Origin of the sequence: Aquirhabdus parva (genome assembly GCF_003351745.1) — a bacterium.
Taxonomy (GTDB): Bacteria; Pseudomonadota; Gammaproteobacteria; order Pseudomonadales; family Moraxellaceae; genus Aquirhabdus; species Aquirhabdus parva.
Genome location: NZ_CP031222.1, coordinates 363,805 through 388,390, shown reverse-complemented (window position 1 = coordinate 388,390; position 24,586 = coordinate 363,805). Strand labels below are relative to the sequence as shown.

Here is a 24,586-nt window from a genome sequence, read left to right as displayed (position 1 = left end):
GAACTGTCTATAAAGTCCCGTTTTCAAAACAAAAAACGATCCTACACGCTGGCTTAAATGCATTATACGGCAGGATCTATGACGAAATTTTAAAAATCAATTTAATGCACGATATTATCGCAGATGAATTGTTGCTCATCATTGGCCTGTAGCCGTTTGAGTAGGGTGCTGCGTGTCACATCATCTAAAGGCTTGTTTTCTTCAATAAGCCAAATGAGTTGATAATGTTGAATAAGCGCATACGATTGATAAGGCTCTAAACGCGCTTGTATAGCCAATAGACTGACCTCATCCAAACCTTGTTTCTGAGCTTGATGTCGCGCAAAGCGGGCTTGGGCCAGAACCACATCAGGCTGTGCAGGATAGCGCTGCTCTAGACTGGTCAGTAGCGTGTTAATGGCGTCTGTCGCCTGATCTTCCGGGAGCGTCAACGCAAGACTCATCCACTGATCCAGCAGGTCAATCTCCAGTCGATCCGCCAATGTGCGCTGTGCGAGCTCAAACGCAGCTTGATTAGCCCCGACTCGATGCAGCAAACCAAACAACAAGCACACCTGCTGATCTTGATCGGCTTGTGGCATCAATTGCAGCAAACGACCCACGCGCTCAAGCACATCATCAGGTTGCTGTGCCAGTGTCAGACTCTTCAGCCATCCAGACCAGTCTATCGACTGCGTATGTGGAAACAGACTATTGGACAACATCTGCCATGGCTGTAGCACTGCCAACTGACTCCAAACCAATCCAACATGTTGATCAAATGCAGGCTGAAGGGATTCCCGCACCGGTTCAATAAACCCTCGGTCAGGATAACTGAGCAGGAAATCGAGGAACCCCTGCGCTTGCAACAACTCACCCGCATCTAGCGCAATCTTAGCGCGTAGCAGAGTAGCAAGCTCATGGTCATCACTGTCGATATGATTCAAATGCTCCAATGCCGAAGGATAAAAGCCTGCTAAGCGCGCCACATCGGCCTGTAGTAAATGCAGTGCTGACCCCTTCTTTTTATTAAATGGCCTCAGGTTCAAGCTATTTTTAGTCAACGACTCTTCCATCGACATAAAGGAAGCTGGGATATTGCCGACTAAACGATGTCGAATCGACTCATCCAAACTCATCAAGGTTTTACGCCGTGTCAGTGCTTTACGCTTCTGATAATAATAAGAAGAGCCAAACAAAATAGCGCGGATAATAAAAAACAGAAGCAAGAAGACAACCGCAAGCAGGAGAATCATAAGCAGTGAAAAACCGACACTGCTCTGCACTTGCCAATGTTGCCAAACCAGCAACACATAGCCTGGATCATCCGATAACGCGTTTGCAAGCAGCGCCAGCGCGAAGAGTAGGATTAAGCTAAATAGTGTCAGCAGAATGCCACTGGTCATGATGTAGCACCCTGTGGTGGTGTCACAGCGACTTGTGGCTGTGGTGCTTTTAACTGAGGCTCAGGTGGTAACCATTGAAACGCCGTCAAATGTAACTTCACATGCTGTGCCACATTGAGTGAAGCCAACGTAGACTGAACCTGGCGAGCATCAGCATCGACAAGCCCAGATAATTGCGCGTTACTATCCGCCAAGAGTTGCATCACACGTTCCGACTGGCCTTGCGCCAAGGCTTGTCTAGCCAAGCCAAGAGTCAATGCCGCTTCACGACACAATAAACTCCGCTGAAGCATATTGGCACGCACATCAGTCGCAGGCTCTTCAATTACGACAAGTTGACTGATGCGCTGTAAAAAGGAACGTTCGGAGGGTGCTGCCTGAGTGCTACTTTGATTGTTTTTTTGAGTATTCTGATTCGCAGCTCTGGTCACATGTAAACTCGGACCTTGCCTTGCCATATGATCGAGCTGTTGTTGGAGCTGTGCAATACTGCGGTCAAGAATTTGGTTGGCTTGAATCTGCTTTTGCCCATTCTCATCAATCATCACAAGATCGGCATCTATCGCCCTACTGAGTGCAGAAGCTGTTAGCTCAGAAATGGCCTTACCATCAACTAAGGAAGGTAGCGATTGTTTAACCTGATTCAGGGAGTCTTTTGCTGCACTGTACGAATTGGGATTAGCGGCGTTTAATTGTTGTGGGCTGGTGAGTACGGCAGCTTGATCCAATTGTGATTGTGCCAGTTGTACGCTTTGCCTAAGCCAATGCTGTGGCAATTGTTGTGCATAAATTGAAATTGCAGTGTCTTGATCACTCTTGACATCGCTTGGCGCGGACGTCGGTTTAGTGCCGCGAGTCACTGCAATGAGACGATCGTTCAGATCCGAAACCTGAAGTGCGAGCTGAGCCTGACGTGCTTCGATATCTTGATAATGTTGATTGCCTGTTTGATAGAGCTGATCGCCCACAAAACCAATCCCCGCAATCACGGCTAAAGAGACCGCCATACTCGTCCAGCGCTTCATCTCACCCACCTAGCTGCAAAAATCGCAAAAAAATCTGTCGCCATATTTGAATCCTGTCGTCTCATTCTAATCACGATGCACCACCCAGTTCAGCCAAAACACTGACTATATGCGCAGGCTGTAAGTCTATCAGTTGCTGAACACGCGATGTATATTGGCTCACGTCCACCATCAGCCGCTGCCCTAAGACCAATAACCAAGGCTCCAGCGCACGCGCACCCGCTAATCTTTGCCAATACCGCCAAGACTCACCGCTACTTAATAACACAACACTGGGAAAATCACTGTCACTTTTTTTTTCTAAAGATATCCATTGCTGCAGGCTAGACTCTGGTAACTGTCGACAATACAGATTAATAATCTGTAAGGAAACCCCGCGTGCAAGGAGGCGCTCTTGCACTAGCTCGCGCCCACCCTCGCCGCGCCAGACCATAACAGCAGCACCCGCTGGCAACGATGCCAGCAAATCTGAAGCAATCAACCCCTCACTGGTCTCAATCATGGGAATATCAGGATAGAGATTGTGAGCTTGCAAAACTTGAGCTGTACCTTGCCCAACGGCAAGCCAGCGGATTGCCAGTGCATCAGGCGCAATACCAAGCCTAGCCAGCGCCTGTAAACCCATGTTTGCCGCAGTCGGACTCACCACAACGATCACACTGACTGGATCGGATGTCAGCAATTGCAGACAATCGAGCTCGGACTCACTCAGTGGCAGAGCGACCAACTCAAGTAGAGGCAATTCCGTTACGCGCCAGCCCGCTTGTAGCACCGCAGTGGTCAATGCTGCGGCGCGCGTACTGGGGCGAGTATTCAGAAAATGTCCGATCGACATAGGCCTGCTCGACCTGCTAGTGATGTTGATCTGAGGAAGGAATTAGCTGAGCATCCTGATCGGGGAAAATATTCACTTGAGCCAGCAAACGATCCGCACCGGCAGCCAATAAGCGATCCGCCAATGTTTTGCCGAGCAATTCAGCCTGAGCAGGGTCACCGACAATCTCATCTTTGAGTAGTTCTTGACCATCAATACTGCCCACGCGGCCCTGAAGAGTCATTTCCCCTTGTTTGAGCGTGGCGAACCCTGCAATCGGCACCTGACAACCGCCCATCAGACGGTGATTAAAGGCCCGTTCCGCACGCACACAACTGTTGGTTTTGGCATCAGCTAGCGGAGCAATCAAATCCGATACTCGAGTATCCCCAATTCGGCACTCTAACCCCAAGGCGCCTTGACCCACTGCGGGTAGGGATAATGTCGGATCTAATCGTTCACGAATTCGATCACCTAGCCCTAACCGCAATAAACCCGCGCTTGCCAATATAATTGCATCGTACTCTCCAGCATCCAGTTTGGATAATCGTGTGCCCACGTTACCCCGTAAATCCACAATACGAAGATCAGGGCGATAATGCTGCAATTGGCTACACCGGCGCAAACTGGATGTCCCTAACCGCGCACCAATCGGTAGATCGGCAAGTTTTTTATATTGGTTTGAGACAAACGCATCGGTTGGATCTTCCCGCTCACAAATCACGGCAAGCTCTAAGCCTTCAGGTAAATCCATCGGCACATCTTTCATCGAATGTACGGCTAAATCTGCTCGTCCATCTAACAGCGCCTGTTCAAGCTCTTTGACAAACAATCCCTTACCTCCAATTTTAGAGAGAGAAGTGTCCAAAATCTTGTCGCCCTGCGTCACAAAAGTGACGAGATTTACTTGTAAATCAGGATAAAGCGCCAGCAAACGGGCTTTGATATGCTCCGCTTGCCATAAAGCCAAAGGGCTTTTGCGGGTCGCAATATTGAGAATTTGTGGTGTATTTGGACTTGAAACTGGCGTAGACAACGCATTGGGAGGATTCATATGATCAGTTCCAAAAACAACTTTTGCAAAAGCGCTCTATTAATAAACTAAAACCGAGCATGTGATGCTCGGCTGACTGCATGTGGACGATTGAGCTGAGGAAAACTGACGCTCAATAGCTATATCATTAAACGACCAAAGGTCGCTTATAACATATGCATTTTATCCTTTAATTGAGGCAAATGGCGACGGCTGACCGCCAATCGTTCATCAATTCCACGGAATCGCACCTGATATTGCCCTGTAGCCACCATTTCGATGCCCTCAAGGAAAGGAATAGCGAGGAGTGCGTTACGGTGTACACGGATAAATCGATCACCAAACTCTGCTTCAAGCTCTTTTAACGTTTCATCAATCAACACTTCACCACCCGCGTGACGAACCGTGACATATTTTTGATCAGCCAAGAAGTAATAAATACTATCCAAGGGAATCAACTCCATGCCACGGTGGGTACGCGCCGTAATATGCTGCCGAGTTGGGCTATCCCCATGATTTGCAGCGCGCAATTGATTGACTTGGGCAGCATTTAAACGACTGGCACGGTTTAACGCCGCAGAAAGGTCATCTCGATTGACTGGTTTTAATAAATAACCAATCGCTTGTTTTTGAAAAGCTTCTATCGCATGTTGATCCGAGGCCGTCACAAAAATCACAGCAGGAGGGTTTTGCAATCCAGTGAGGGCTTCAGCGCATTGTATACCGTCCATTTCTGGCATACGTACATCTAGCAGCAACACATCCGGATGAAACTCACTGACTTTAGCCAACGCATCCAGACCATTGGGAGCCTGCGCAACAACATGATGACCCGCCTCTACCACCAAGCGACTCAAACGCTCCCGACCCAGAGGCTCATCATCACATATTAGAATATTCATTTAAACCTCCCTCTTTCCTCGTCCTTGTTTTCGTGCACATGACCTGTTGGCAATATTATTCATCGGCACGTTTAGGCTACGTTAGTTTGGATAACTAATTTTAATAATCATTCTGTCCCAGATTACATTTCCGTATATATTCAACACTGAATACTAACCTACATCATACACCCTATATAATGCGCTGAATAAAATCAATAACCCTAAACATTTCTTGTAAATGGATAGCAAAGATACGCGGTAAAAAACTCACGCGCACGATGCGTCGTTAGGCGAGCGGTTGTTCCATATTGCGCCTGCAATCGTTCATGGATATTACTCAAAGCCATTTGATTGCCTGATCGTCCACTGTGGTTTGCATTGCCCATGTGGATCGGATTGGTGACGACAATTTTTATTTCATCGGCAGCCCACTCAATCAATACCGTAATCAAACTCTTATTCGCACTGACCTCCACCCCATGCACAACCGCATTTTCTAGAAGGGGCTGTAGTGTTAATGAGGGAATTTTTAGAACTTTCAATATGCTTTCGTCCGGAATATGCCACTCAACCTGCAGACGCTCTCCTAAACGCAGCGATTCAATGGCTAAATAGCGCCGACACAACATGACTTCATCGGCAAGGGTGACTTCTCCTGATGACTGTAAGCTTGCGCGAAACAATGCCGATAAATCCTCAACCACCGCTCCCGCTTGATGGCTATCCGTTTCGATCAACGAGAGTAACGTATTCATGGAATTGAATAAAAAATGAGGATGGATTCTGGCTTGCAAAGTATCTAAACGTGCAAACAGCTCAGCACGCTCACGGATCAGCAATTGCTCACGCATGTATAAGTAATGCAAAACCACACCACTGATAATCATGGCAAGAACTAAATGATGAATGACCTGCTCTTGTAACGCGAGTGAATCCCAAGGTTTTAAATGCGTCAGAACCTCGATCGTGTTGACCAATATGGTGTACACCACCACGATCACTGCGATGATCGTATAACACACAAATACGGCACGGATCCGTGACCAGCGCATCAGGCGCTGTCTTAAAAACTCCGCCACAATGGCAAAGCTCACCGCAACCCAATTCATAAAAAACGTAAAAACGAATAAACGCTCCCACGTCAGCATTTCAAAGCTTGAGGACGTGGACAATGCAAAAAATAACGCCAATAGGCTGGCAAGCACAATCAAACGGACTAGCGCACGCCCTTCAGAAAAGCGTGGGATAAAGAATGCATGATCTATTTCGACAGATGCGTTCGGTACCACAGGTTTATTGGTCTGTTTCTTCGGTGAATTTGCTATACTCGCATTTATTTTGTGTTTGCGTACCGATGATGACCACACCTGACAATTCTCCTGTTTTAAATAACACCACAACTTCTGACACATCCGCTGTAAAAACTGAATCGTCAGGCATGTGGGGTGGTCGCTTCAGTGAAGCGACGGATGCCTTTGTTGCTCAATTTACAGCATCTGTGCAATTTGACCAACGTCTATATCGTCAAGACATCCAAGGGTCGATCGCCCATGCCACAATGCTGGCTTCAGTCGGCGTACTGACCGATGCTGAACGTGATGACATTATCAAAGGCCTCAGCAGCATTCAGGCTGATATTGAATCCGGTCGTTTTGAATGGCGTATCGATCTTGAAGATGTACACATGAACATCGAACATCGCCTGACCAACCTGATCGGAATTACGGGTAAGAAGCTTCATACAGGTCGCAGTCGTAATGATCAAGTCGCAACCGACATTCGCCTCTATTTACGTGATGAAATCGACCAGCTGATGCAGCTTCTGGCCAAACTTGAGCGTGGCATTCTGACACTGGCAAGTCAGCATACCGACACGATTATGCCCGGATTTACCCATCTACAAACCGCACAACCCGTGACCTTCGGTCATCATCTGATGGCGTGGTTTGAAATGCTGCTGCGCGATGGTGAGCGCCTGATCGACTTACGCCGCCGCGTCAATCGTTTGCCTTTAGGTTCTGCCGCACTTGCAGGCACCACCTACCCCATCAATCGTGAATACACCGCAAAGCTCTTGGGATTTGAAGCCGTCTGTGAAAACTCACTGGATGCAGTCTCTGACCGTGACTTTGCAATTGAGTTCACCAGTGCAGCAGCCTTGATCATGATGCATTTATCGCGCATTAGCGAGGAACTCGTGCTGTGGACCTCTGCGCAGTTCCGCTTTGTGCAAATCCCAGATCGTTTCTGCACGGGTTCATCCATCATGCCGCAGAAGAAAAATCCTGATGTACCAGAACTGATTCGCGGCAAGAGTGGTCGGGTATATGGCGACTTGATGAGCCTACTCACCCTCATGAAAGGCCAACCGCTGGCCTACAACAAAGACAATCAAGAAGACAAAGAACCGCTGTTTGATGCGATTGATACCGTTCGCGGCAGCTTGCTCGCCTTTGCCGACATGATCCCAGCACTAGTGCCGAATATCGAAGTGATGAAAGAAGCCGCGCTGCGTGGATTCTCAACCGCGACTGATCTGGCTGATTATTTGGTGAAGAAAAATATCCCCTTCCGCGATGCGCATGAAATTGTCGGTAAAGCAGTAGCACTCGGTGTGCGCGAGAACCGCGATTTGTCAGAACTAACGCTTGCTGAACTGCAACAGTTCTCCAGCCTCATTGAACAGGATGTCTTTGCGGTATTGACCTTAAGTGGTTCAGTGGCAGCACGTGATCATTTGGGTGGCACTGCGCCACGCCAAGTCAAAGCAGCGATTGAACGTGCGGCGGGAAGATTGGAAGCGTTGTTGGGGTAATGTGAATCTCATATGAATGGGGTCATGCCCCCATTCATGCCGACTGATGAATCCATGTCATTATGTTGGATTGCCTGTAAAAGCTAAAGAAATATGAGAAAAAAAATCGCATTCATCGTAATCTTCATATTAGCCTCGCTATTAGCCATCATTTTTATAAACGTTGATCATTTCAGCCCCCAAATGATTGAAGCAATGAGCATGCTGAGTTGTTCAGAAGTTTTAAAATCAAACCCTTTTGAAACTCTTGATGATAAGTGCCGAATAGCAATATCTGAAATACGATTTTCAAAAGGTGGTCAGATAATTCTATACAATAAAAAATATGATTTATCGCTCACCTACATACCCACTCACAGGGATGATCAAAATGAATGGGTATGTGTAGGAGAACCTAAAAAATTCTTTCCACTACAATGTCGTCATTAATATCAATCACTTCGAATAAATCTGATCAAAGATGCCGCCATTCGCAAAGTGAACTTTCTGCGCATTGCGCCAGCCGCCAAACACTTTATCGATGGTAAACAGTTTGATCGGCGCAAATTGACTCGCGTACTTCGCTGCGATCTTTGGATCACGAGGACGATAGAAGTTCTTCGCCACAATTTCCTGACCCACAGGGGTATACAAGTAATTCAAATACGCCTCAGCAACTTTACGTGTGCCATGCTTATCAACTGCCTTATCAACGACTGCAACAGAAGGCTCCGCCAGAATTGAAATCGATGGCGTCACGATATCGAATTGATCAGGACCAAGTTCTTTAGTGGCCAGCAACGCTTCATTTTCCCAAGTTAAGAGCACATCACCAATACCGCGTTGGGCAAAAGTCGTCAGTGAACCGCGAGCACCTGAGTCTAGAACCGCGACGTTTTTGTAGAGCTTACCCACAAAGTCCTGAGCCTGTGCAGCATCACCGCCTTTATCTAGGACATAGCCCCATGCAGACAGGTAAACCCAGCGCGGTGCACCTCCGGTTTTTGGGTTGGGCGTGACAATGCTCACACCGGGTTTAACCAGATCATTCCAGTCTTTGATATGTTTTGGATTGCCTTTACGCACCAGAAAAACGATGGTCGAGGTATAAGGAGCAGAGTTATATGGCAGACGTTTCTGCCAATCTTTGGCAATCTGACCAGAATCACTGATCGCATCGATATCATTTGCCAAGGCCAAGGTGACCACATCGGCTTCGAGTCCTTCAATGACGGCACGGGCTTGTTTACCAGACCCGCCATGGGATTGCTTGACCTTAACGTCTTCACCGGTTTTACCTTTCCAATATTTGGCAAAAGACTCATTAAAGTCGGTATAGAGCTCGCGCGTAGGATCATAGGAAACGTTTAATAATTCCGTTTCAGCCCATGCAGATAAAGGAAGAGAGAGTGACAATGCCGCGCTGACGACAAATATCGTTTTTCTAATAGTGGATTGAGACACGTGATACCCCGTTATTACGCCTAATGTGGGACTTCAGGGTATCAACTCCGTGTTTTCTAAAAAAATAATTAAATCAGGTTTACTTATTAACAAAAAAGCTAAGCAGATTTATCGCTCGATTCGATTGGCGTATGCTTTAAACGATTGGCATAACGCTGCGCCAGCACAGCACACACCATGAGTTGCAGTTGATGAAACAACATTAGCGGTAGAACCAACATCCCAATAGGGTGTCCGACGAACAAGACTTTTGCCATTGGTACACCGCTCGCTAGACTTTTCTTTGAACCGCAAAACACAATCGTGATTTCATCTTCTTTATTAAAACCGAGCAAACGACTGCCATAGGTGGTTAATAGCATCATCAGAGCTAATAAAATAGCACTGACAATAGCCACACCGATCAATGCCGGTAATGGTAGCTGATGCCATAAGCCTTCAACCACCGCCTGACTAAACGCTGTATATACCACGAGTAAAATGGATCCCTGATCCACCACTTTGACCAAAATCGGATGACGTTGAATCCAAGCATAAATCCAGCGCCGCGCAATCTGCCCTAAAATGAAAGGGACCAACAGCAGCATAATGATTTGCAACACCGCCGAACTGGAGTCATAGCCGCCAGTTCCTGAGTGCGGCATGATCAAAAGTCCAACCATAATTGGCGTGATAAAAATCCCGATGATGCTGGATGCCGATGCGCTACAGACCGCTGCGGGGATGTTGCCATGCGCCACCGAAGTGAATGCGATGGATGACTGAACTGTAGACGGGAGCACGCAGATATAGAGGATGCCTAAATAAAGTGCTGGGGTGACCAACGGCTCAAGGAGCGGGCGCAGAGCCAACCCGAAAATTGGAAACATCACAAAGGTACAGGCCAAAACCGTCAAATGTAAACGCCAATGCGTCAAACCCGCCAAAGCCGCCTCGCGCGACAGTTTTGCACCATGCAAGAAAAACAGTAAGCCTATGGCGATATTGGTCAGATGATCAAAACCAACAGCAACCACGCCCTGACAAGGCAGCACACTCGCCAGAATCACCGCAGTGATCAACATTAAGGTAAAGTTATCCGGTAAAAAGCGCGGTCGTCTCATTCATCTCATCCAATTCAAAAGCGATCTGCCCGTCTCTTCAATGGAAGGACAGGCAGTCAAAAAATAATACGGATCTTACGCTTAGTCTTTTGACCACTCAGCGCGAGGCACATCTAAGGATTGACCAGTAACCCCTTTACTATCTGGGCCGATCAGGTACAAATATGATGCCATAATATCTTCAGGCTTAGGCAGCGTGTTCGGATTTTCACTGGGGTAAGCTGACGCACGCATCTGTGTCCGTGTGGCGCCAGGATTCAGACAGTTAAAACGAATATTCGAGGTATTGGCAAGCTCATCGGCAAATAAATGACTTAAACCTTCAATCCCTTGTTTAGAGATCGCATACGCGCCCCAAAACGCCTTCACAGTCCGACCCACACTGCTCGATGTGAAAATCACCGAGGCATCGTCGGACTTTCGCAAAGTCGGCAGCAGCGCTTGTGTCAATTGGAAAGGCGCGCGTAGATTGGTATTCATCACGTCATCCCAGATGGTGGGGTCATACATCTGCAAGGGTGTTAGAGGTCCCAGTATCGCAGCGTTATGTAAGATGCCATCCAAACGACCAATCTCTTCATCAATCGTGCGCTGAATCGACAAATAATCATCGAGTTTCGCAGTAGCGAGATTGAGGGGCAAAAGCGCGGGCTGTGCCCCACCCTGCTTCTCGATCTCATCGTAAACTGCTTCGAGCTTACTCAGTGTTCGCCCCAAGAGCAGTACGGTTGCACCATGTTTAGCAAAGGCCAATGCCGCCGCTCGGCCAATCCCATCACCTGCACCTGTCACCAAAATGACTCGATTTTTCAGTAAATCTGGTTCTGCATGATACGTCGATAAATCTATAGGGAGATACATAAGACGTTCCTTTCTAATGGGTTGAATCGGTGTTGATCAAGTATTAAAAAATGCGTTACTCATCTGAATTCAAGATATTCATTTAAAACGGTATACAGGATTCTCATGACAGTGATGTTGACAATCACTCACAACCTCTCATCACAACACGTCATCACATCAAGCCGCCCATAATGCCTGTAACTCTTTGGCATGATGGACGATAAAATCTGCCTGCCAACTGGCTAAATCATCGGCTCGCTCAGGCGGCAAATAGCCATAAGCCGCTAAAATCGTCTGCATACCAGCCGCACGTCCGGCATCGATATCGCGCGGATGATCACCGACATACACGATGTCCTCAGGCGAAATACCCAAAATCTTCGCCGCCAAATACATCGGCTCTGGATCCGGCTTGGTATGTCGAACATCATCCGGGCAGACCAACACTGCACAGCGCTCACTTAAATGCATAGCTTCAAGCAATAACGCCGATAATCCCCGTGGCTTATTGGTGACGATACCCCACGGAATACCCTTTGCTTCCAAAGCCCGTAATACCTCATCCATACCGTCAAACAACGTGGTATGCACCGCAATGTTTTCAGCATAGCGACGCAGAAACTCGTTGCGATAACCGATTAATTCAGGACTATCGTCGCTGAGTTCTGGATGTAACGCGCGAACCATCGCTTTAGAGCCTTCGGAGACTTGAACGCGGATCACCTCATCAGCAGGAGGAGTGACCGAAGCCTCGGCACAGAGCTCCTTGATGATCCGAATAAAATCAGGCGCGGTATCAATCAACGTACCGTCCAAATCAAACAGTACCGCTTTAATATTCAGGAACTGACTCATGGGGCAACCTTACGGGTTGCCAACATGTAGTTCACATCCACATTCGGCGCTAACCAGTAGTTCTGGGTCAACGGATTAAAGTGCAGTCCGATCATGTCTTGGAGCGTAAGCCCAGCATCACGAATAAAACCTGCAAGCTCAGAAGGGCGGATAAACTTCTGATATTCATGGGTTCCGCGCGGCAGCATCCGCAAAACATATTCCGCCCCAATAATGGCAAATAAATATGACTTTGGATTGCGGTTGATGGTCGAAAAGAACACATAACCACCCGGTTTTACCAATCTCATACAGGCTTCCACAATAGATGCCGGATCTGGCACATGCTCCAGCATCTCCATACAAGTCACGACATCAAACTGTTCTGGCATCTCTGCTGCAAGCTCTTCAACCGGAATCTGACGATACTCGATCCCTTGTACATTTTCTTGCTCGGCATGTAGGCGCCCTACCGCCAGAGGAGCGAGCCCCATATCAATACCCAATACATCTGCGCCACGTCTTGCCATCGACTCAGCCAAAATCCCTCCGCCACAGCCCACATCCAGTACCCGCTTACCCGCTAAGCCAATACTTGCATCAACATGATCACTGATCCAGTTGAGACGTAAAGGATTGATCTGATGCAGTGGACGAAATTCAGAGTTTGCATCCCACCACTTCGATGCCAATGCCTCAAATTTTGCAATCTCTTGTGCATCGACATTGTGTACCGTACGCGGCTTCGCTTCAGCAGTATCGGCGGAATTTAATTGGGAATCTGGTGCGGCATCTAATGTAGTCATGATATGGAGACAATTCCTAATTCGAGCAAGATAAAAAGACTGCGTTGTGTGAATGCTTTATATAAGAAAGAGTTCAACGACCTCGTGGTCTAGCCTAAGTGTAAAACAAAATCAGGGCAAACAAACTGATTCCTATAAAACTTCACACTGTGGACATGAAATTCACAGACAAACTACTGAATTATTCAGATTATTATCCTATGTTACACATGTAAATTCAGTGACAATAGGATCACCAGCACACAAACTGATCTCCCAGACTTTTTAACGTGCGTGCTGTCCTTTTTTAGAATCGCGTCCGCAATGACGATGCTACAATGATACCGCTGCGATCACAGCGTGACGACTCCTCTGATCGAAACCACAGTATTCCAGCCAAGGATGTAAAGGATATTTCATGACCACTCAGACGTTAAACCCTATGAACATGCTCTCTATGACTACACCACGCAGTTTTATCAAAAAATCCCTCTTTGCAGCAGTCGTCACTCTCACCTTCGCAAGCCTAACAGGCGCAGCCAATGCTGCCACTGAAGCGTTCACAGCAGGTAAAGATTACAAAGTCCTATCTAATCCGGGGCCAGTCGACAAGCCTGGTCAAATCGAAGTTCGCGAGTTCTTCTGGTATGGCTGCCCACACTGCTTCCGCCTTGATCCCTTCGTTCAGCAATGGCTTAAAACCAAGCCTTCTGATGTGAACTTTGTACGGACACCGGCTGCGCTAAACCCACTATGGGAACAAAATGCACGCGGTTTCTACGCAGTAGACATGCTGGGACAAACCGAAAAAGTTCACAGCGCGCTGTTTAACGCGATCCAAGTGAAGGAGCAGCGTTTGTTTGATCAACCTTCACTGGCATCATTCTATGCAAGTCAAGGCATCGATGCGAACAAATTCAATGGCCTGTATAATTCATTTGCAGTCACCGGTAAGGTCGCTCAATCTAGAAAATTAGCGATTCAGTATCAACTTGAAGGCGTACCTGCCGTTGTCGTAAATGGCAAATACGTTGTACAGGGTGAAGACGGTAAAGTTCTGGAAGTCGTAAACTTCCTCGTGAATAAAGAACGCACAGCGAAGAAATAATGGACACAAATGCGCATATGCTCATTTAAGGGACTTCTCGTTAAAAAAACCGCTGCTTACTTGATGTAAGCGGCGGTTTTTTTTCACTCATTCATTCTAATGCACCATGGCACTTAGACCTTGACCGCAACTTCGCTCAAAATCAGCAATGATGTGTGATTGGAAGGCAACGAGTGAAAACGAATGTAGCCCATGTTTTTTTCAGCCTGATTTACACCTTTGCAGTGATCAGCTCAGGATTACTTTGCCAATTTGAAACACCGCGATTAAGAAGCTGAGCTTGACGCGTAGCGCGCTGCATCAATTGTTCTTGCTGCTCTTCAAGAGAAAGCTCTTCATCCGATGAGGGTAAGGTGATCCAGGTCATCGCCCATGTAAAGGCAAGGTTAACCAGCACCTCAGAGATAATTGTCAGATCTTCTCGCTCAAGCAAGGAGAATGCTGGCAGCTTATGCAGATCCTCTGCCATATCCACCGTAAAAAAACGCACTTCTTTATCAATCGCACGGCGCACCACAACCGATGCTCCCCAGCGCTCACGAACCAGAAAGGCCCAATAGTTCGGCTGTTTGGCAATTGCTTGAAAGAAACGTTCGATGCTATCTCGCGTTGTGGAAGTCTTGATCGGTTTGCTGGATGACAGGGCAAAACCATCTCGCAGGCTCATGCGTAAACGATGGAGGGTGCCTGAGACATAGTCGACTAAATCGGCTCCGAGCTCGTCCATATCCTGAAAATGTCGATAAAACGCTGTAGGAACAAGCCCCGCCTCGCGTGCAACCTCACGCAGACTAATCGTACCAAAAGACCGTCCGCCTTCACTACTCAAGCTAAGCGCGGCATCAAGCAAGGCTTGTCTACTTTGCTGTTTGCGCTCGTCGCGTAAAGACATAGGCGAATCATCCAACTACTAATATGAAACAGATTAAAGAAAATATCTTAAAAAAACGACTATTCGATCAAAACAAATAGCCCCAAAAAACCAAGGGTTCGAGTCTAACAAATTCGGCGCAACATCAAAAAACAAATTTAATAAAAATTTTCAGTGTACAAGTGTTGACTAAAATAAAATTTCACGTATATTAGTGTACAAGTGTTCACAAAGATTACATGCGTTCACTTAAGAACGTATTGTACATAATTTAATTAAGCACAACCAAATGAAAGCGCCAGCCGCAGCAAACTGCACATGGCAAGCCAAGGGGAATGATATGCAAGCCACTCTTACCAGCAGCACAAACTATCAACCAGCCGCTTATAAGCCGCACTGGGTCCGTGAAGATTTTGTCGATTTTGTTTTAGCAAAGATCAATCCACTGTGGACCGTCACACGTACGATGGCTCGTGTTGAGAACATCGAATACATCGAAGACGACATGGTGAAAGTGACGTTATCAACCAATCATTTGTTGAATCGTCGCTTCAAGACTTTTAAAGCAGGTCAATTCATCATGTTGACCGTAACCATCGCAGGTGTCCGTCATCAGCGTGCTTATAGCTTGGTCAATACACCAGAAAACTACGCCAAGACAGGTCGTTTGGTCATTGGAGTTAAACGCCAAGGCCGTGTTTCAAATTATCTGGCAAAACAAGCCAAGATTGGTGATGTCCTTGAGATTGCACCTGCTTCAGGTGAGTTCATGCTGACTGAGGAAGCCACGCCTGCTCTGTTCATCTCTGCAGGTAGCGGTATTACCCCGATCGTCCCGATGATTCAGCAAGCGCTGGAACGTTCAAAGCTTCCTGTGACGCTAATTTACTACTCACGTGATCCTGCTTTCCGCATGGAACTTGAGACATTGGCAGCCGCTTACCCACAATTCGACTTGAATATCATCGTTGACTCTGCTGAAAAACCAGCCTTCTTCGATGTCGAAACCTTAGAGCGGATCTGCCCTGACGCTGCAACTCGCGAAACTTATGTTTGTGCAGCCCCAGGCCTCATGACAGCAACCCGTAAAATTTGGGAATCCTTTGGCTGGTCAGACAAGATGCGTCAAGAAAGCTTCTTGCCAATCAAAGTCGATGAAAATGCCGAAGCACAATTGGTGAACTTCCGCCGTAGCCAACGTGAATTCGAAGCCAAAGGTAACCTGCTCGCTTCTGCCGAAGCCGCCGGACTGACCCCGACTTATGGTTGCCGCATGGGTGTATGTAATGCCTGTGTCTGTACCAAGGTTTCAGGCTCTGTACGTAATCAGGTTACTGGTGAAATTAACGATCAAAATAATGTCCAAATCAAGCTTTGCGTCAATGCAGCGATCAGTGAAGTGGTCATTGATCTGTAAGCCTTAGCGATCTACAAACACAAAACCATATTAGACCTAATTAACTGAATTAAAAGAGATAATAATCATGAGTACATTGTATCCTGAAGCTCGTTTTAACCGTAAAAGCCGTGTGTTGTCCCCAGAAGAAGTCGCAGAGTTTGGTCGTCGTATCGACGCCCTGCGTGATGCAACCCGCGCCAAGATCGGGGAACAAGACGCCAAATACATCTACCGTGTGCGTAACTTCGTGCGTTACACAGAAATCGCGAGTCGCAGTGCATTGATGTTTGGCGGTTGGATTCCGCCTGTCTGGTTATTGGCATCAGTAACCCTTGGCGTGTCCAAAATTGTAGAAAACATGGAACTCGGTCATAACGTCATGCACGGTCAATTTGACTGGATGAACGATCCGAGCATGAATGGCGCGAACTACGACTGGGACACTGTATGTTCAGGCGAAGACTGGAAACACACCCATAATTTTATGCATCACACATATACCAATGTGTTGGGTGTAGACCACGATATCGGCTATGGCGTACTGCGCATGACTGATAGCCAAGAATGGAAACCGCGTAATCTGGCCAATTTGCCAATGGCATTTACCTTGATGGTCGGCTTTGAATGGTTATTGGCTTTGCAAAACTTGCATCTAGAAGATTTCTTAGATGGCAAAGCACCCTTAACGAAGGTGCTCTCAAAAGGCGGCAGCTTTGCCAAGAAAGCGACCCGTCAATTTACCAAGGACTATGTGGTATTCCCAGTGCTTGCAGGTCCAATGTTCTTGCCAGTACTTGCAGGTAACGTGACAGCCAACCTGATTCGTAATGTCTGGGCTTTCTCGATTATTTTCTGTGGTCATTTCACCGAAGACGTCGAAATGTTTGAAAACAATCTGGATAAAGAAACCAAGGCCGAATGGTATCTGCGTCAGTTGAAAGGCTCAAGCAATATGATCGGCGGCAAGGTTTTCAACTTCTTAACCGGTAATTTGAGCTTCCAGATCGAACATCATATGTTCCCTGATATGCCAGCTAACCGCTATGTGGAAATGGCGCCTGAAGTGCAAAAAATCTGTGCTGAGTTTGGTCAACACTACAATACTGGTAGCTTTGCTAAACAAATGACGGGTGTGGTGAAGCGTATCGCGATTCACTCTCTGCCGAACGAAACTGTAAAAAGCATTCGTACGACATTGAACCTGCAAGCTGAGAAAAAAGGCATTACCGGTAAAGTATTCAAACGCTTAGCGAAAGCAGCAGAATACGCACCGCTGTAATAACAATAAAAATGAAACAATAACAACATATTATTTCATTTTGAGCCACGATTTCATTAACTTGAGATCGTGGTTTTTTATTTTCTCGATAGCCGCTTAGTTTAGTTGCACCTGATTCAAGTTCAACTGCCGATAAGGGATCTGTGGGATAGTCAGCGGACACATCATCGAAACCCGTACACCCTTTAAAAATGCCCGGCGCGTGATACCTGCGGCAATCGTGGATGCTATCTTCTTGGAATAACGCTCAGCTCCAGTCAGCTTCCGCACCCAACTTCTAAAGGGCACAACCCCTTCTGTCGTTCTACGTAGAGCCCCTACAGCTCTAGACCCAGCCTCATCCATACCTTGATCAATCCAGTCATGCTCGCTCGACTTGGGCACATCATAGTCTGATCCGAGAACTCGATTTAGCGCATGAATATCGGTATCCAAAGTAGCGCAACTCAGGTCATTAGGGATTTTATAGGGTTGTTTTGACGCTTCCATCAATATGTCAGGAATTTCTGTACGGACAATATTCAAGTCACTGAGCGGTACCACGGCAGCATCAACATAGCTTGGCTGCTTAGTCATGGTACAAGAGATGAACAAAAAGACAGATAACAATGGCGTTATCTTAAGAAAAACCACAGCTAACATTTTCCTTTGATTTTTCTGCATTTTCTTCCACAGTGACGATTCGTCACCCCTCTTGGATTGCAGTTTTATAGTCTCTTTTTATTATATTGAGGCGAGTATTGAATATACCAGAGCAAAAAATACTCTGCTTAAGCCGAATATCATCGATAAAATCGATAAGAATTTTTCTTCTTATAAAGAGCATCTTATAGCGCAAGCAATACTGCCCACGATGGATTGTCACTTTATCCAGTAGTTTTACAGAGCGGATTGGGTTATTATTTTTTTTGATCGACTTATCGTGCAAACTTATATAACAACTTGGGAGAATAAGCCCATGAAAAAGCTAGAATTTCCAATGCAATGGTATCAAGAACATATCAATTGGATGCTTAGGGTTGTGGCTGGCATCTTTGCATTAGGATCGTGTTTTGCGCTCTCCGACGACATCTTAAGTCTCTTGGATGAGTATTCGCTTGAGCTCAGCATCTCTGTCGTACTCAATGCCTATTTTATTTTGGTGATGAGCAATGTCTTTTTTTATGGACATACGCCAAAACACTGGAAAAATATGGACGAAGCCAAGAAGCAACTGTCCAAAAGACATTGATCAGTCCTGTCACGTCACACGATCATCAGACCTATCCAGCATTTTGATGCTTTACAGATGATCTGTGTCATACCTTATTATAAGAACAAAAATATTTCATCTTGATGAAACCTACTAATCGAGAACTTCTCCCTCAGAGGAAGAAGCCTGGTCTTTGAATCATTTTAGAAGATTTAAAACAATCATTCTGACCACTCATCCTTTGGATGTTCATCCTTGAATCGTTGCTCGGCTTTTACCAAATGACTAATCAGGATATGCGAAATCATATTAATGCCGATTCCAGCAAACAAAGCCGGCAATATATACAGCGCTATAGAGATCTCTGAGACAAATACAGCATCATCCATTAACGATACCGTATGCTTAGCAAGGGCTGCAAGGCTACGCAGCAAATAAACATCGATCCCTGCAATGACCACTAACACAAAACCTAATATCAGCACTGCATGGCGTGAAATGGCTCTCTTGACAAGCAATATCCCGTAGATTCCAAATGGGATAACCAGTGAGAAAATAATGAGTAGCCAGAATCTGAGTTCGGTGAAGATGGTGGTGGTCATAATTTAAGACTGCACATTTATGAAGAAGCAGCAGCCCGCTCAATGAACAGGCTCTTTACAGAGAGGAAAAATCTTTAAATACTGGGATCATCCCAACTTCACGCCACTCACACCGGCCGGAGTCACTTTCGCAATCTCCACTTCAAACACCACATTACGCCCTGCCAGCGGGTGATTGAAATCCACTTCAACTTTGTCGTCATTGACTGCCTTAACCACGCCTGCAAGCGTACCGCCGCCTTTATCCTGAAATTCCATCATCGTGCCAATCTCAGGCGTTGTATCGCCGGCTTTAACGAACTGAACCGTATCAAACGACTGAACGTTTTCTGGATTCCATGGACCAAAAGCATCTTCAGGTGGCAAATGCACCGTACGGCGATCACCCGCACGCAGTCCGAGCAATGCCTTCTCAAACCCTTCTAGCAAATTACCATCACCGATTACCAAGCTGACTGGCTCTGGATAGCTGCGGGTGTTGTCAATTTCAATACCGTTTTCAAGCGATACAGAAAAATGCAATGCCACTTGCGAACCTTGCGCAATCCGAGTGTCTTCGTTGGGATTGGTAAAGGTGGTGATGTTATTTTGAGTCATTGCTTGTCTGATCCTTTTTGCTCTGACGAATCTTGTCCAAGAACAACATATCAATAATTAAAAAAATGGTTCCCAGCGTAATCGCGCTATCCGCAAGATTGAAGGAAGGGAAATAATGACCATTATAGTAAACACTAATAAAATCTACCACATAGCCCAATGACATGCGATCAATTAGATTGCCAATCGCACCACCAAGCACCAAGGCTATGCCTGTCGCCAATATTTTGGTATCACGTGGCAAGCGCAACAGCCAGCCGATGAAAAGGACTGAAACAATGATTGCAAGGCCCGTAAACAAATAACGCTGCCAACCACCGGCATCGGATAAGAAGCTAAACGCTGCGCCATGGTTATGCAGTAAGGTCCAATCTAGACTGGGGAATACTGGCTGTGCCTCACCATAGGTCAGGTGCGTTGAAGCGATATGCTTGGTCCATTGATCCAGCAAAATCGCCAGTACGCTGAGTCCAAGCCAGACGAGGTTCTCACGACGGAAGGATTGAATAAGCTTAAGCATAGTGACGTACCTCACCGCTACCATCGACGTTTTCGACACAGCGCACACACAGATCTGGATGTTTAGGACTGCTACCCACATCGGTGCGGACATGCCAGCAGCGTGCGCATTTCACGCCTTCTGCCGCAGTCACATAGGCATGTAAGCCACTGAGTTCTGTCGCTTCGCCTTCCCCAACACCATTATGATTTAGCTCGACATCACTGACGATCAGCACGAAGCGTAACTCGTCTTTCAGCTTAGCAAGCACTTGGTAGATGTGCGGCTCTGCCCAGATCTGTACTTTAGCAGAGAGATTCGCACCCACAGTTTTGGCATTACGTGCATTTTCAATCAGTTTATTGATTGCAGACTTCACATCCAAAATCGTGAGCCACTCCGCATCACTTATAGTCTCTGCATTTACTTGCTTCTCGGCAACAGGAATGTCATACCACGTTGTAGTAAAGACATATTTGTCCGCTGGTTGATTCGCATTTTGCGGGATCAATGGCCATGCTTCTTGGGCAGTGAAGGTCAGGATTGGGCTCATCCAGCGTACAAAGGCATTGACCAAGTGATACAGCGCCGTTTGCGCTGAACGGCGCGCCAGTGAATCCGACTTGGTGGTGTATTGACGATCTTTGATGATATCAAGGTAAAAACCACCCAGATCACTGGTACAGAACGCGACCATCTGACTACATACCACATGGAAGCTCATTTCATCATAAGCCGCTTGGATGCTATTTTGCACTGCTGCTGCACGGGTCAAAATAAACTGATCCAACGCAATCATGTTTTCCACAGGCACCAAATCCGTTGCTGGATTAAAGCCATTCAAGTTAGCCAGTAAGAAGCGCAAGGTATTGCGGATACGACGATAGCCATCGGTAGTCCGATTAAAAATTTCTTTACCTGCAGTCATCTCGTAGCGATAGTCACTGGATGCGATCCAGAAACGCACACCATCTGCGCCAATGTCTTTGATCACATCTTGAGGGGCAATGATATTACCCAGTGACTTCGACATTTTGCGGCCGTTTACATCAACCACAAAACCATGGGTCAGTACTTTCTTAAACGGTGCAGTATTGTCGATCGCCAGACCCGTCAACAGCGATGTCTGGAACCAGCCGCGATGTTGATCTGAACCTTCGAGGTATAGATCAGCCGGGAATGACAATTCAGGACGCTGTTTGAGGACGCAATAGTGCGTCACACCCGAGTCAAACCAGACATCGAGGGTGTCGGTTGCTTTGTTGTAGTGTGCAGCATCCGCACCAATCAAATCCGCAGCGTCTGCTTTAAACCATGCGTCCACACCGCCCTGCTCGATCAGGTCAGCAACTTTGTCGATCAGTTGTTCAGTATCTGGATGTAATGCGCCCGTGTCCTTATGGATAAAGAACGGGATTGGCACGCCCCATGTGCGCTGACGCGAGATGCACCAGTCTGGACGACCATCAATCATCGCCTCAATCCGGTTTTGACCCCAATCGGGAATCCAAGTGACCTGTTTGATCGCATCCATAGCTTCAGCGCGCAGATTTTGTTTCTCCATGCTGATAAACCACTGTGGTGTGGCACGGAAGATAATCGGTGTTTTATGGCGCCAGCAGTGTGGGTAACTATGGGTAATCGCAACATGCGCCCAGAGCTTACGATCCGACTTTAGTTGTTCGATGATTTGTGGATTGGCTTTATAGATATGCTGACCAGCAAACACAGCGGCCTCAGGCAAATAGACACCGCTACCACTTACCGGATTTTCAACTTTTAGGTTGTATTGCAGACCGACCTTATAGTCGTCCACACCATGGCCCGGTGCAGTATGCACAGCACCCGTACCACTGGAATCCATGACATGCTCACCCAAAATCACAGGTACCTGACGCTCAACGATCAATGGATGCTGCAGCGTTAAATGTTCCAGCACGGCACCTTTGAAGGTTGCCAGAACTTTAGGATCTTTGAGTCCATAACGCTCAGTCGCTTCACCGGACAGTTTCGCAGCCAGAATCAAAGCGATAGTGCTCGCTTCGGACTCAACTTCAACCAATTGATAATCCAGATCGGCATTCAGCGCCACGGCTTGGTTGGCAGGCAGTGTCCATGGTGTCGTGGTCCAGATCACCACTTCAACAGGAGTTTTGACCTCAACATGGATACGTTTCGACAAATCAGCGAGATCAACCACACCGAAGCCGACGTCAATGGCATCAGATTTTTTGTCTTGATATTCAACTTCTGCTTCAGCCAAGGATGAACCACAATCTAAACACCAGTTCACTGGCTTGAGACCGGGTTGCACATGGCCCGCTTCAACAATTTTACCGAGTGCACGAACGGTGTTGGCTTCTTGCTTAAAGTTCATAGTGAGGTAAGGGTTATTCCAGTCCCCCAACACACCCAGACGTTCAAAGTCTTTCTTTTGTAGCTCAACTTGGCTTGCGGCGTATTCACGGCACAACTCGCGGAACTTAGTCGCATCGACTTTGACACCGACTTTGCCGACTTTTTCTTCCACTTTTTGCTCGATCGGCAAGCCGTGACAGTCCCAGCCGGGAACATACGGCGCATCAAAGCCCGACAAGGTTTTACTTTTGATAATGATATCTTTTAGAACTTTATTGACCGCATGACCCAAGTGAATCTGGCCATTTGCATAAGGTGGGCCATCATGCAGCATATACTTTGGCTTGCCCGCACGTGCAGCACGGACTTGCTCATATAGGCCATCAGCTTGCCAATCCGCAAGCCACTGCACTTCACGGGTCGCAAGTTTAGCTTGCATCGCAAATGGCGTATCTGGCAGGTTCAGCGTATCTTTATAGTCAGTTTTAGAATCAACTTTGTCGTCTTTACGATCACTCATCAGGTTCTACGATCCAATTAAAAATTAGCAGTTAATTTGCAGTTCAATGTTTTAAATCACTCAATCTCTTGTTCCCTATATGAGGGATGTATTACTTCAAAACCATCTTTTCAATATTAATTTTTTCAATATCCGCATCATCGACTACCACGTGCAAATCCGTTATCTCAATCGGAAATACGCGATTTGACTGCCGATAATCCATCAATTGCTTCACATCACTCTGAATACCCGTTTGCAGTGCTTCCAGTGAAGGATAGTTCAACTCACCGTGCAAGAAGTGCAAAAATGTCACGCTCACCCGTAAACCATACAAATCTACAGACAACTTCTCTGGATGTGCGGTATGCGGTAAAAACACTTCTAGACGCCAAGTCTTTTTGCTCTGGTCTTTGATCGCAGGACGGGTTCCCACATGCCCTGCCCCAAACACACTTCCGGCTGCATAAGCAGGAATAGCTTGTCCACCAGTCAGATCAAAGAGACTGGTGCCATCAGCCAACTCCATTTGCACGGCATAAATACCATGCAAGCACGGTGTCAAACGATTCAAAGCGACATTAGCCGTTGGGAAATCAATGGTTCGACCAATCTGATCCCCGTATTGCACCCGCCCAGTAATGCGATACGGACGCCCCAATAAACGAGCAGCAGCCACAAAATCACCGCTGGCCAGTAACTCTCGAATACGCGTCGAACTAACCCTTGCACCATCCACCAAGATCGTCGGTAAAACCGCAACGGGAAAGCCATAATCCTTCAAAAACGCCACATCGCCAGCCCGATCACAGCCAAAACGGAAGTCATCACCAATCACGAGTTCACGTGCATTGAGACGGTTTTTGAGCAAATCGGCAAAGGCTTGTGCCGTCAATGAGCGAAACGACTGATCAAATCGCACCAGAAGCACGTAATCCACATCAAGCGACTTCAGGATTTCAACTTTCTCACGCCATGACGTAATCCGCGCAGGCGCTTCTTCACCGCGAAAAAACTCTTGGGGTTGAGGCTCGAACAACATGACGAGCGTCTTGAGACCCAATTCCTTTGCTGTATCTTTCAACGTTTGGATCATCGCTTGATGACCTAAATGTACGCCATCAAAATTACCAATCGTGACCGCAAGCGGCGGCAACACACAATCATGGGGCAAGCTGTGTAAACGAAGCAGTTTCATGCGCGATAAATAATCAGCAA

At 46.8% G+C, this 24,586-nt stretch carries 22 protein-coding genes and 1 pseudogene; 5 read left to right on the top strand and 18 right to left on the bottom strand.

Annotated elements, in window-relative coordinates:
* Positions 1–101: 101 nt before the first annotated feature.
* The 6 genes from HYN46_RS01765 to HYN46_RS01740 all read right to left on the bottom strand — a co-directional run bounded on the left by HYN46_RS01765 (position 102) and on the right by HYN46_RS01740 (position 6,508).
* Positions 102–1,385: a heme biosynthesis HemY N-terminal domain-containing protein gene (locus HYN46_RS01765; RefSeq protein WP_114897837.1), complete on the bottom strand. Its 1,284-nt coding sequence runs from the start codon at positions 1,383–1,385 to the stop codon at positions 102–104.
* Complete coding sequence (locus HYN46_RS01760; protein WP_114897836.1) at positions 1,382–2,410, bottom strand: hypothetical protein; 1,029 nt, start codon at positions 2,408–2,410, stop codon at positions 1,382–1,384. The genes HYN46_RS01765 and HYN46_RS01760 overlap by 4 nt, the downstream gene beginning before the upstream one ends.
* Before the next feature lie 70 nt (positions 2,411–2,480).
* Positions 2,481–3,245 carry a uroporphyrinogen-III synthase gene (locus HYN46_RS01755; protein ID WP_114897835.1) on the bottom strand — a complete coding sequence of 255 codons (765 nt, stop codon included), beginning with the start codon at positions 3,243–3,245 and terminating at the stop codon, positions 2,481–2,483.
* A gap of 16 nt (positions 3,246–3,261) precedes the next feature.
* Complete coding sequence (gene hemC, locus HYN46_RS01750) at positions 3,262–4,278, bottom strand: hydroxymethylbilane synthase (protein WP_114897834.1); 1,017 nt, start codon at positions 4,276–4,278, stop codon at positions 3,262–3,264.
* A 146-nt stretch (positions 4,279–4,424) separates the two neighbouring features.
* Positions 4,425–5,159 (bottom strand): LytR/AlgR family response regulator transcription factor, encoded by a 735-nt coding sequence (locus tag HYN46_RS01745; protein WP_114897833.1) that lies wholly within the window; start codon positions 5,157–5,159, stop codon positions 4,425–4,427.
* 203 nt (positions 5,160–5,362) lie between these two features.
* The gene (locus HYN46_RS01740) at positions 5,363–6,508 is read right to left on the bottom strand and encodes a sensor histidine kinase (RefSeq protein ID WP_162818061.1); all 1,146 of its coding nucleotides are present in this window, start codon (positions 6,506–6,508) and stop codon (positions 5,363–5,365) included.
* On the opposite strand from HYN46_RS01740, the gene argH reads away from it, so the two are divergent.
* On the top strand, positions 6,499–7,956 hold the full coding sequence (gene argH / locus HYN46_RS01735; RefSeq protein ID WP_114897831.1) for an argininosuccinate lyase: 1,458 nt from the start codon (positions 6,499–6,501) through the stop codon (positions 7,954–7,956). The genes HYN46_RS01740 and argH overlap by 10 nt on opposite strands.
* A gap of 435 nt (positions 7,957–8,391) precedes the next feature.
* Here the strand turns inward: argH and HYN46_RS01725 are convergent, their stop codons facing one another.
* The 5 genes from HYN46_RS01725 to ubiG all read right to left on the bottom strand — a co-directional run bounded on the left by HYN46_RS01725 (position 8,392) and on the right by ubiG (position 12,985).
* The gene (locus tag HYN46_RS01725; RefSeq protein ID WP_407640765.1) at positions 8,392–9,399 is read right to left on the bottom strand and encodes a sulfate ABC transporter substrate-binding protein; all 1,008 of its coding nucleotides are present in this window, start codon (positions 9,397–9,399) and stop codon (positions 8,392–8,394) included.
* 98 nt (positions 9,400–9,497) lie between these two features.
* Entirely contained in the window at positions 9,498–10,502 is a 1,005-nt protein-coding gene (locus HYN46_RS01720) for a bile acid:sodium symporter family protein (RefSeq protein ID WP_114897829.1), read from the bottom strand.
* Between the two features lie 81 nt (positions 10,503–10,583).
* On the bottom strand, positions 10,584–11,363 hold the full coding sequence (locus HYN46_RS01715; RefSeq protein ID WP_114897828.1) for a YciK family oxidoreductase: 780 nt from the start codon (positions 11,361–11,363) through the stop codon (positions 10,584–10,586).
* A 159-nt stretch (positions 11,364–11,522) separates the two neighbouring features.
* A complete protein-coding gene (gene gph / locus HYN46_RS01710) occupies positions 11,523–12,182 on the bottom strand; it encodes a phosphoglycolate phosphatase (RefSeq protein ID WP_114900520.1) in 660 nt (219 codons plus the stop codon).
* A 14-nt stretch (positions 12,183–12,196) separates the two neighbouring features.
* Positions 12,197–12,985: a bifunctional 2-polyprenyl-6-hydroxyphenol methylase/3-demethylubiquinol 3-O-methyltransferase UbiG gene (gene ubiG, locus HYN46_RS01705; protein ID WP_114897827.1), complete on the bottom strand. Its 789-nt coding sequence runs from the start codon at positions 12,983–12,985 to the stop codon at positions 12,197–12,199.
* 436 nt (positions 12,986–13,421) lie between these two features.
* Between ubiG and HYN46_RS01700 the strand changes: the two genes are divergently transcribed.
* Positions 13,422–14,072, top strand: coding sequence for a thiol:disulfide interchange protein DsbA/DsbL (locus HYN46_RS01700; RefSeq protein WP_114897826.1), 651 nt, complete (start codon positions 13,422–13,424; stop codon positions 14,070–14,072).
* Between the two features lie 211 nt (positions 14,073–14,283).
* Here the strand turns inward: HYN46_RS01700 and HYN46_RS01695 are convergent, their stop codons facing one another.
* Entirely contained in the window at positions 14,284–14,964 is a 681-nt protein-coding gene (locus HYN46_RS01695; protein ID WP_114897825.1) for a TetR family transcriptional regulator, read from the bottom strand.
* A gap of 268 nt (positions 14,965–15,232) precedes the next feature.
* Between HYN46_RS01695 and HYN46_RS01690 the strand changes: the two genes are divergently transcribed.
* Positions 15,233–16,360 (top strand): ferredoxin reductase, encoded by a 1,128-nt coding sequence (locus HYN46_RS01690; protein WP_228254856.1) that lies wholly within the window; start codon positions 15,233–15,235, stop codon positions 16,358–16,360.
* Between the two features lie 67 nt (positions 16,361–16,427).
* Complete coding sequence (locus tag HYN46_RS01685) at positions 16,428–17,621, top strand: fatty acid desaturase family protein (RefSeq protein WP_114897824.1); 1,194 nt, start codon at positions 16,428–16,430, stop codon at positions 17,619–17,621.
* Between the two features lie 96 nt (positions 17,622–17,717).
* On the opposite strand, the gene HYN46_RS01680 is transcribed toward HYN46_RS01685, so the two are convergent.
* Entirely contained in the window at positions 17,718–18,197 is a 480-nt protein-coding gene (locus HYN46_RS01680) for a hypothetical protein (RefSeq protein WP_114900518.1), read from the bottom strand.
* 382 nt (positions 18,198–18,579) lie between these two features.
* On the opposite strand from HYN46_RS01680, the gene HYN46_RS01675 reads away from it, so the two are divergent.
* Entirely contained in the window at positions 18,580–18,852 is a 273-nt protein-coding gene (locus HYN46_RS01675) for a hypothetical protein (RefSeq protein ID WP_114897823.1), read from the top strand.
* A gap of 182 nt (positions 18,853–19,034) precedes the next feature.
* On the opposite strand, the gene HYN46_RS01670 is transcribed toward HYN46_RS01675, so the two are convergent.
* From HYN46_RS01670 to ribF, 5 genes and pseudogenes are all read right to left on the bottom strand, one after another.
* On the bottom strand, positions 19,035–19,415 hold the full coding sequence (locus HYN46_RS01670; RefSeq protein ID WP_114897822.1) for a hypothetical protein: 381 nt from the start codon (positions 19,413–19,415) through the stop codon (positions 19,035–19,037).
* 87 nt (positions 19,416–19,502) lie between these two features.
* Complete coding sequence (fkpB, locus tag HYN46_RS01665) at positions 19,503–19,997, bottom strand: FKBP-type peptidyl-prolyl cis-trans isomerase (RefSeq protein ID WP_407640784.1); 495 nt, start codon at positions 19,995–19,997, stop codon at positions 19,503–19,505.
* 1 nt (position 19,998) lies between these two features.
* A complete protein-coding gene (gene lspA, locus HYN46_RS01660) occupies positions 19,999–20,532 on the bottom strand; it encodes a signal peptidase II (RefSeq protein WP_114897820.1) in 534 nt (177 codons plus the stop codon).
* Entirely contained in the window at positions 20,525–23,389 is a 2,865-nt protein-coding gene (ileS, locus tag HYN46_RS01655) for an isoleucine--tRNA ligase (RefSeq protein ID WP_114897819.1), read from the bottom strand. The genes lspA and ileS overlap by 8 nt, the downstream gene beginning before the upstream one ends.
* 172 nt (positions 23,390–23,561) lie before the next feature.
* Positions 23,562–24,566, bottom strand: a pseudogene (ribF, locus tag HYN46_RS01650) (riboflavin biosynthesis protein RibF); the annotation flags it as partial.
* Between the last annotated feature and the right edge of the window lie 20 nt (positions 24,567–24,586).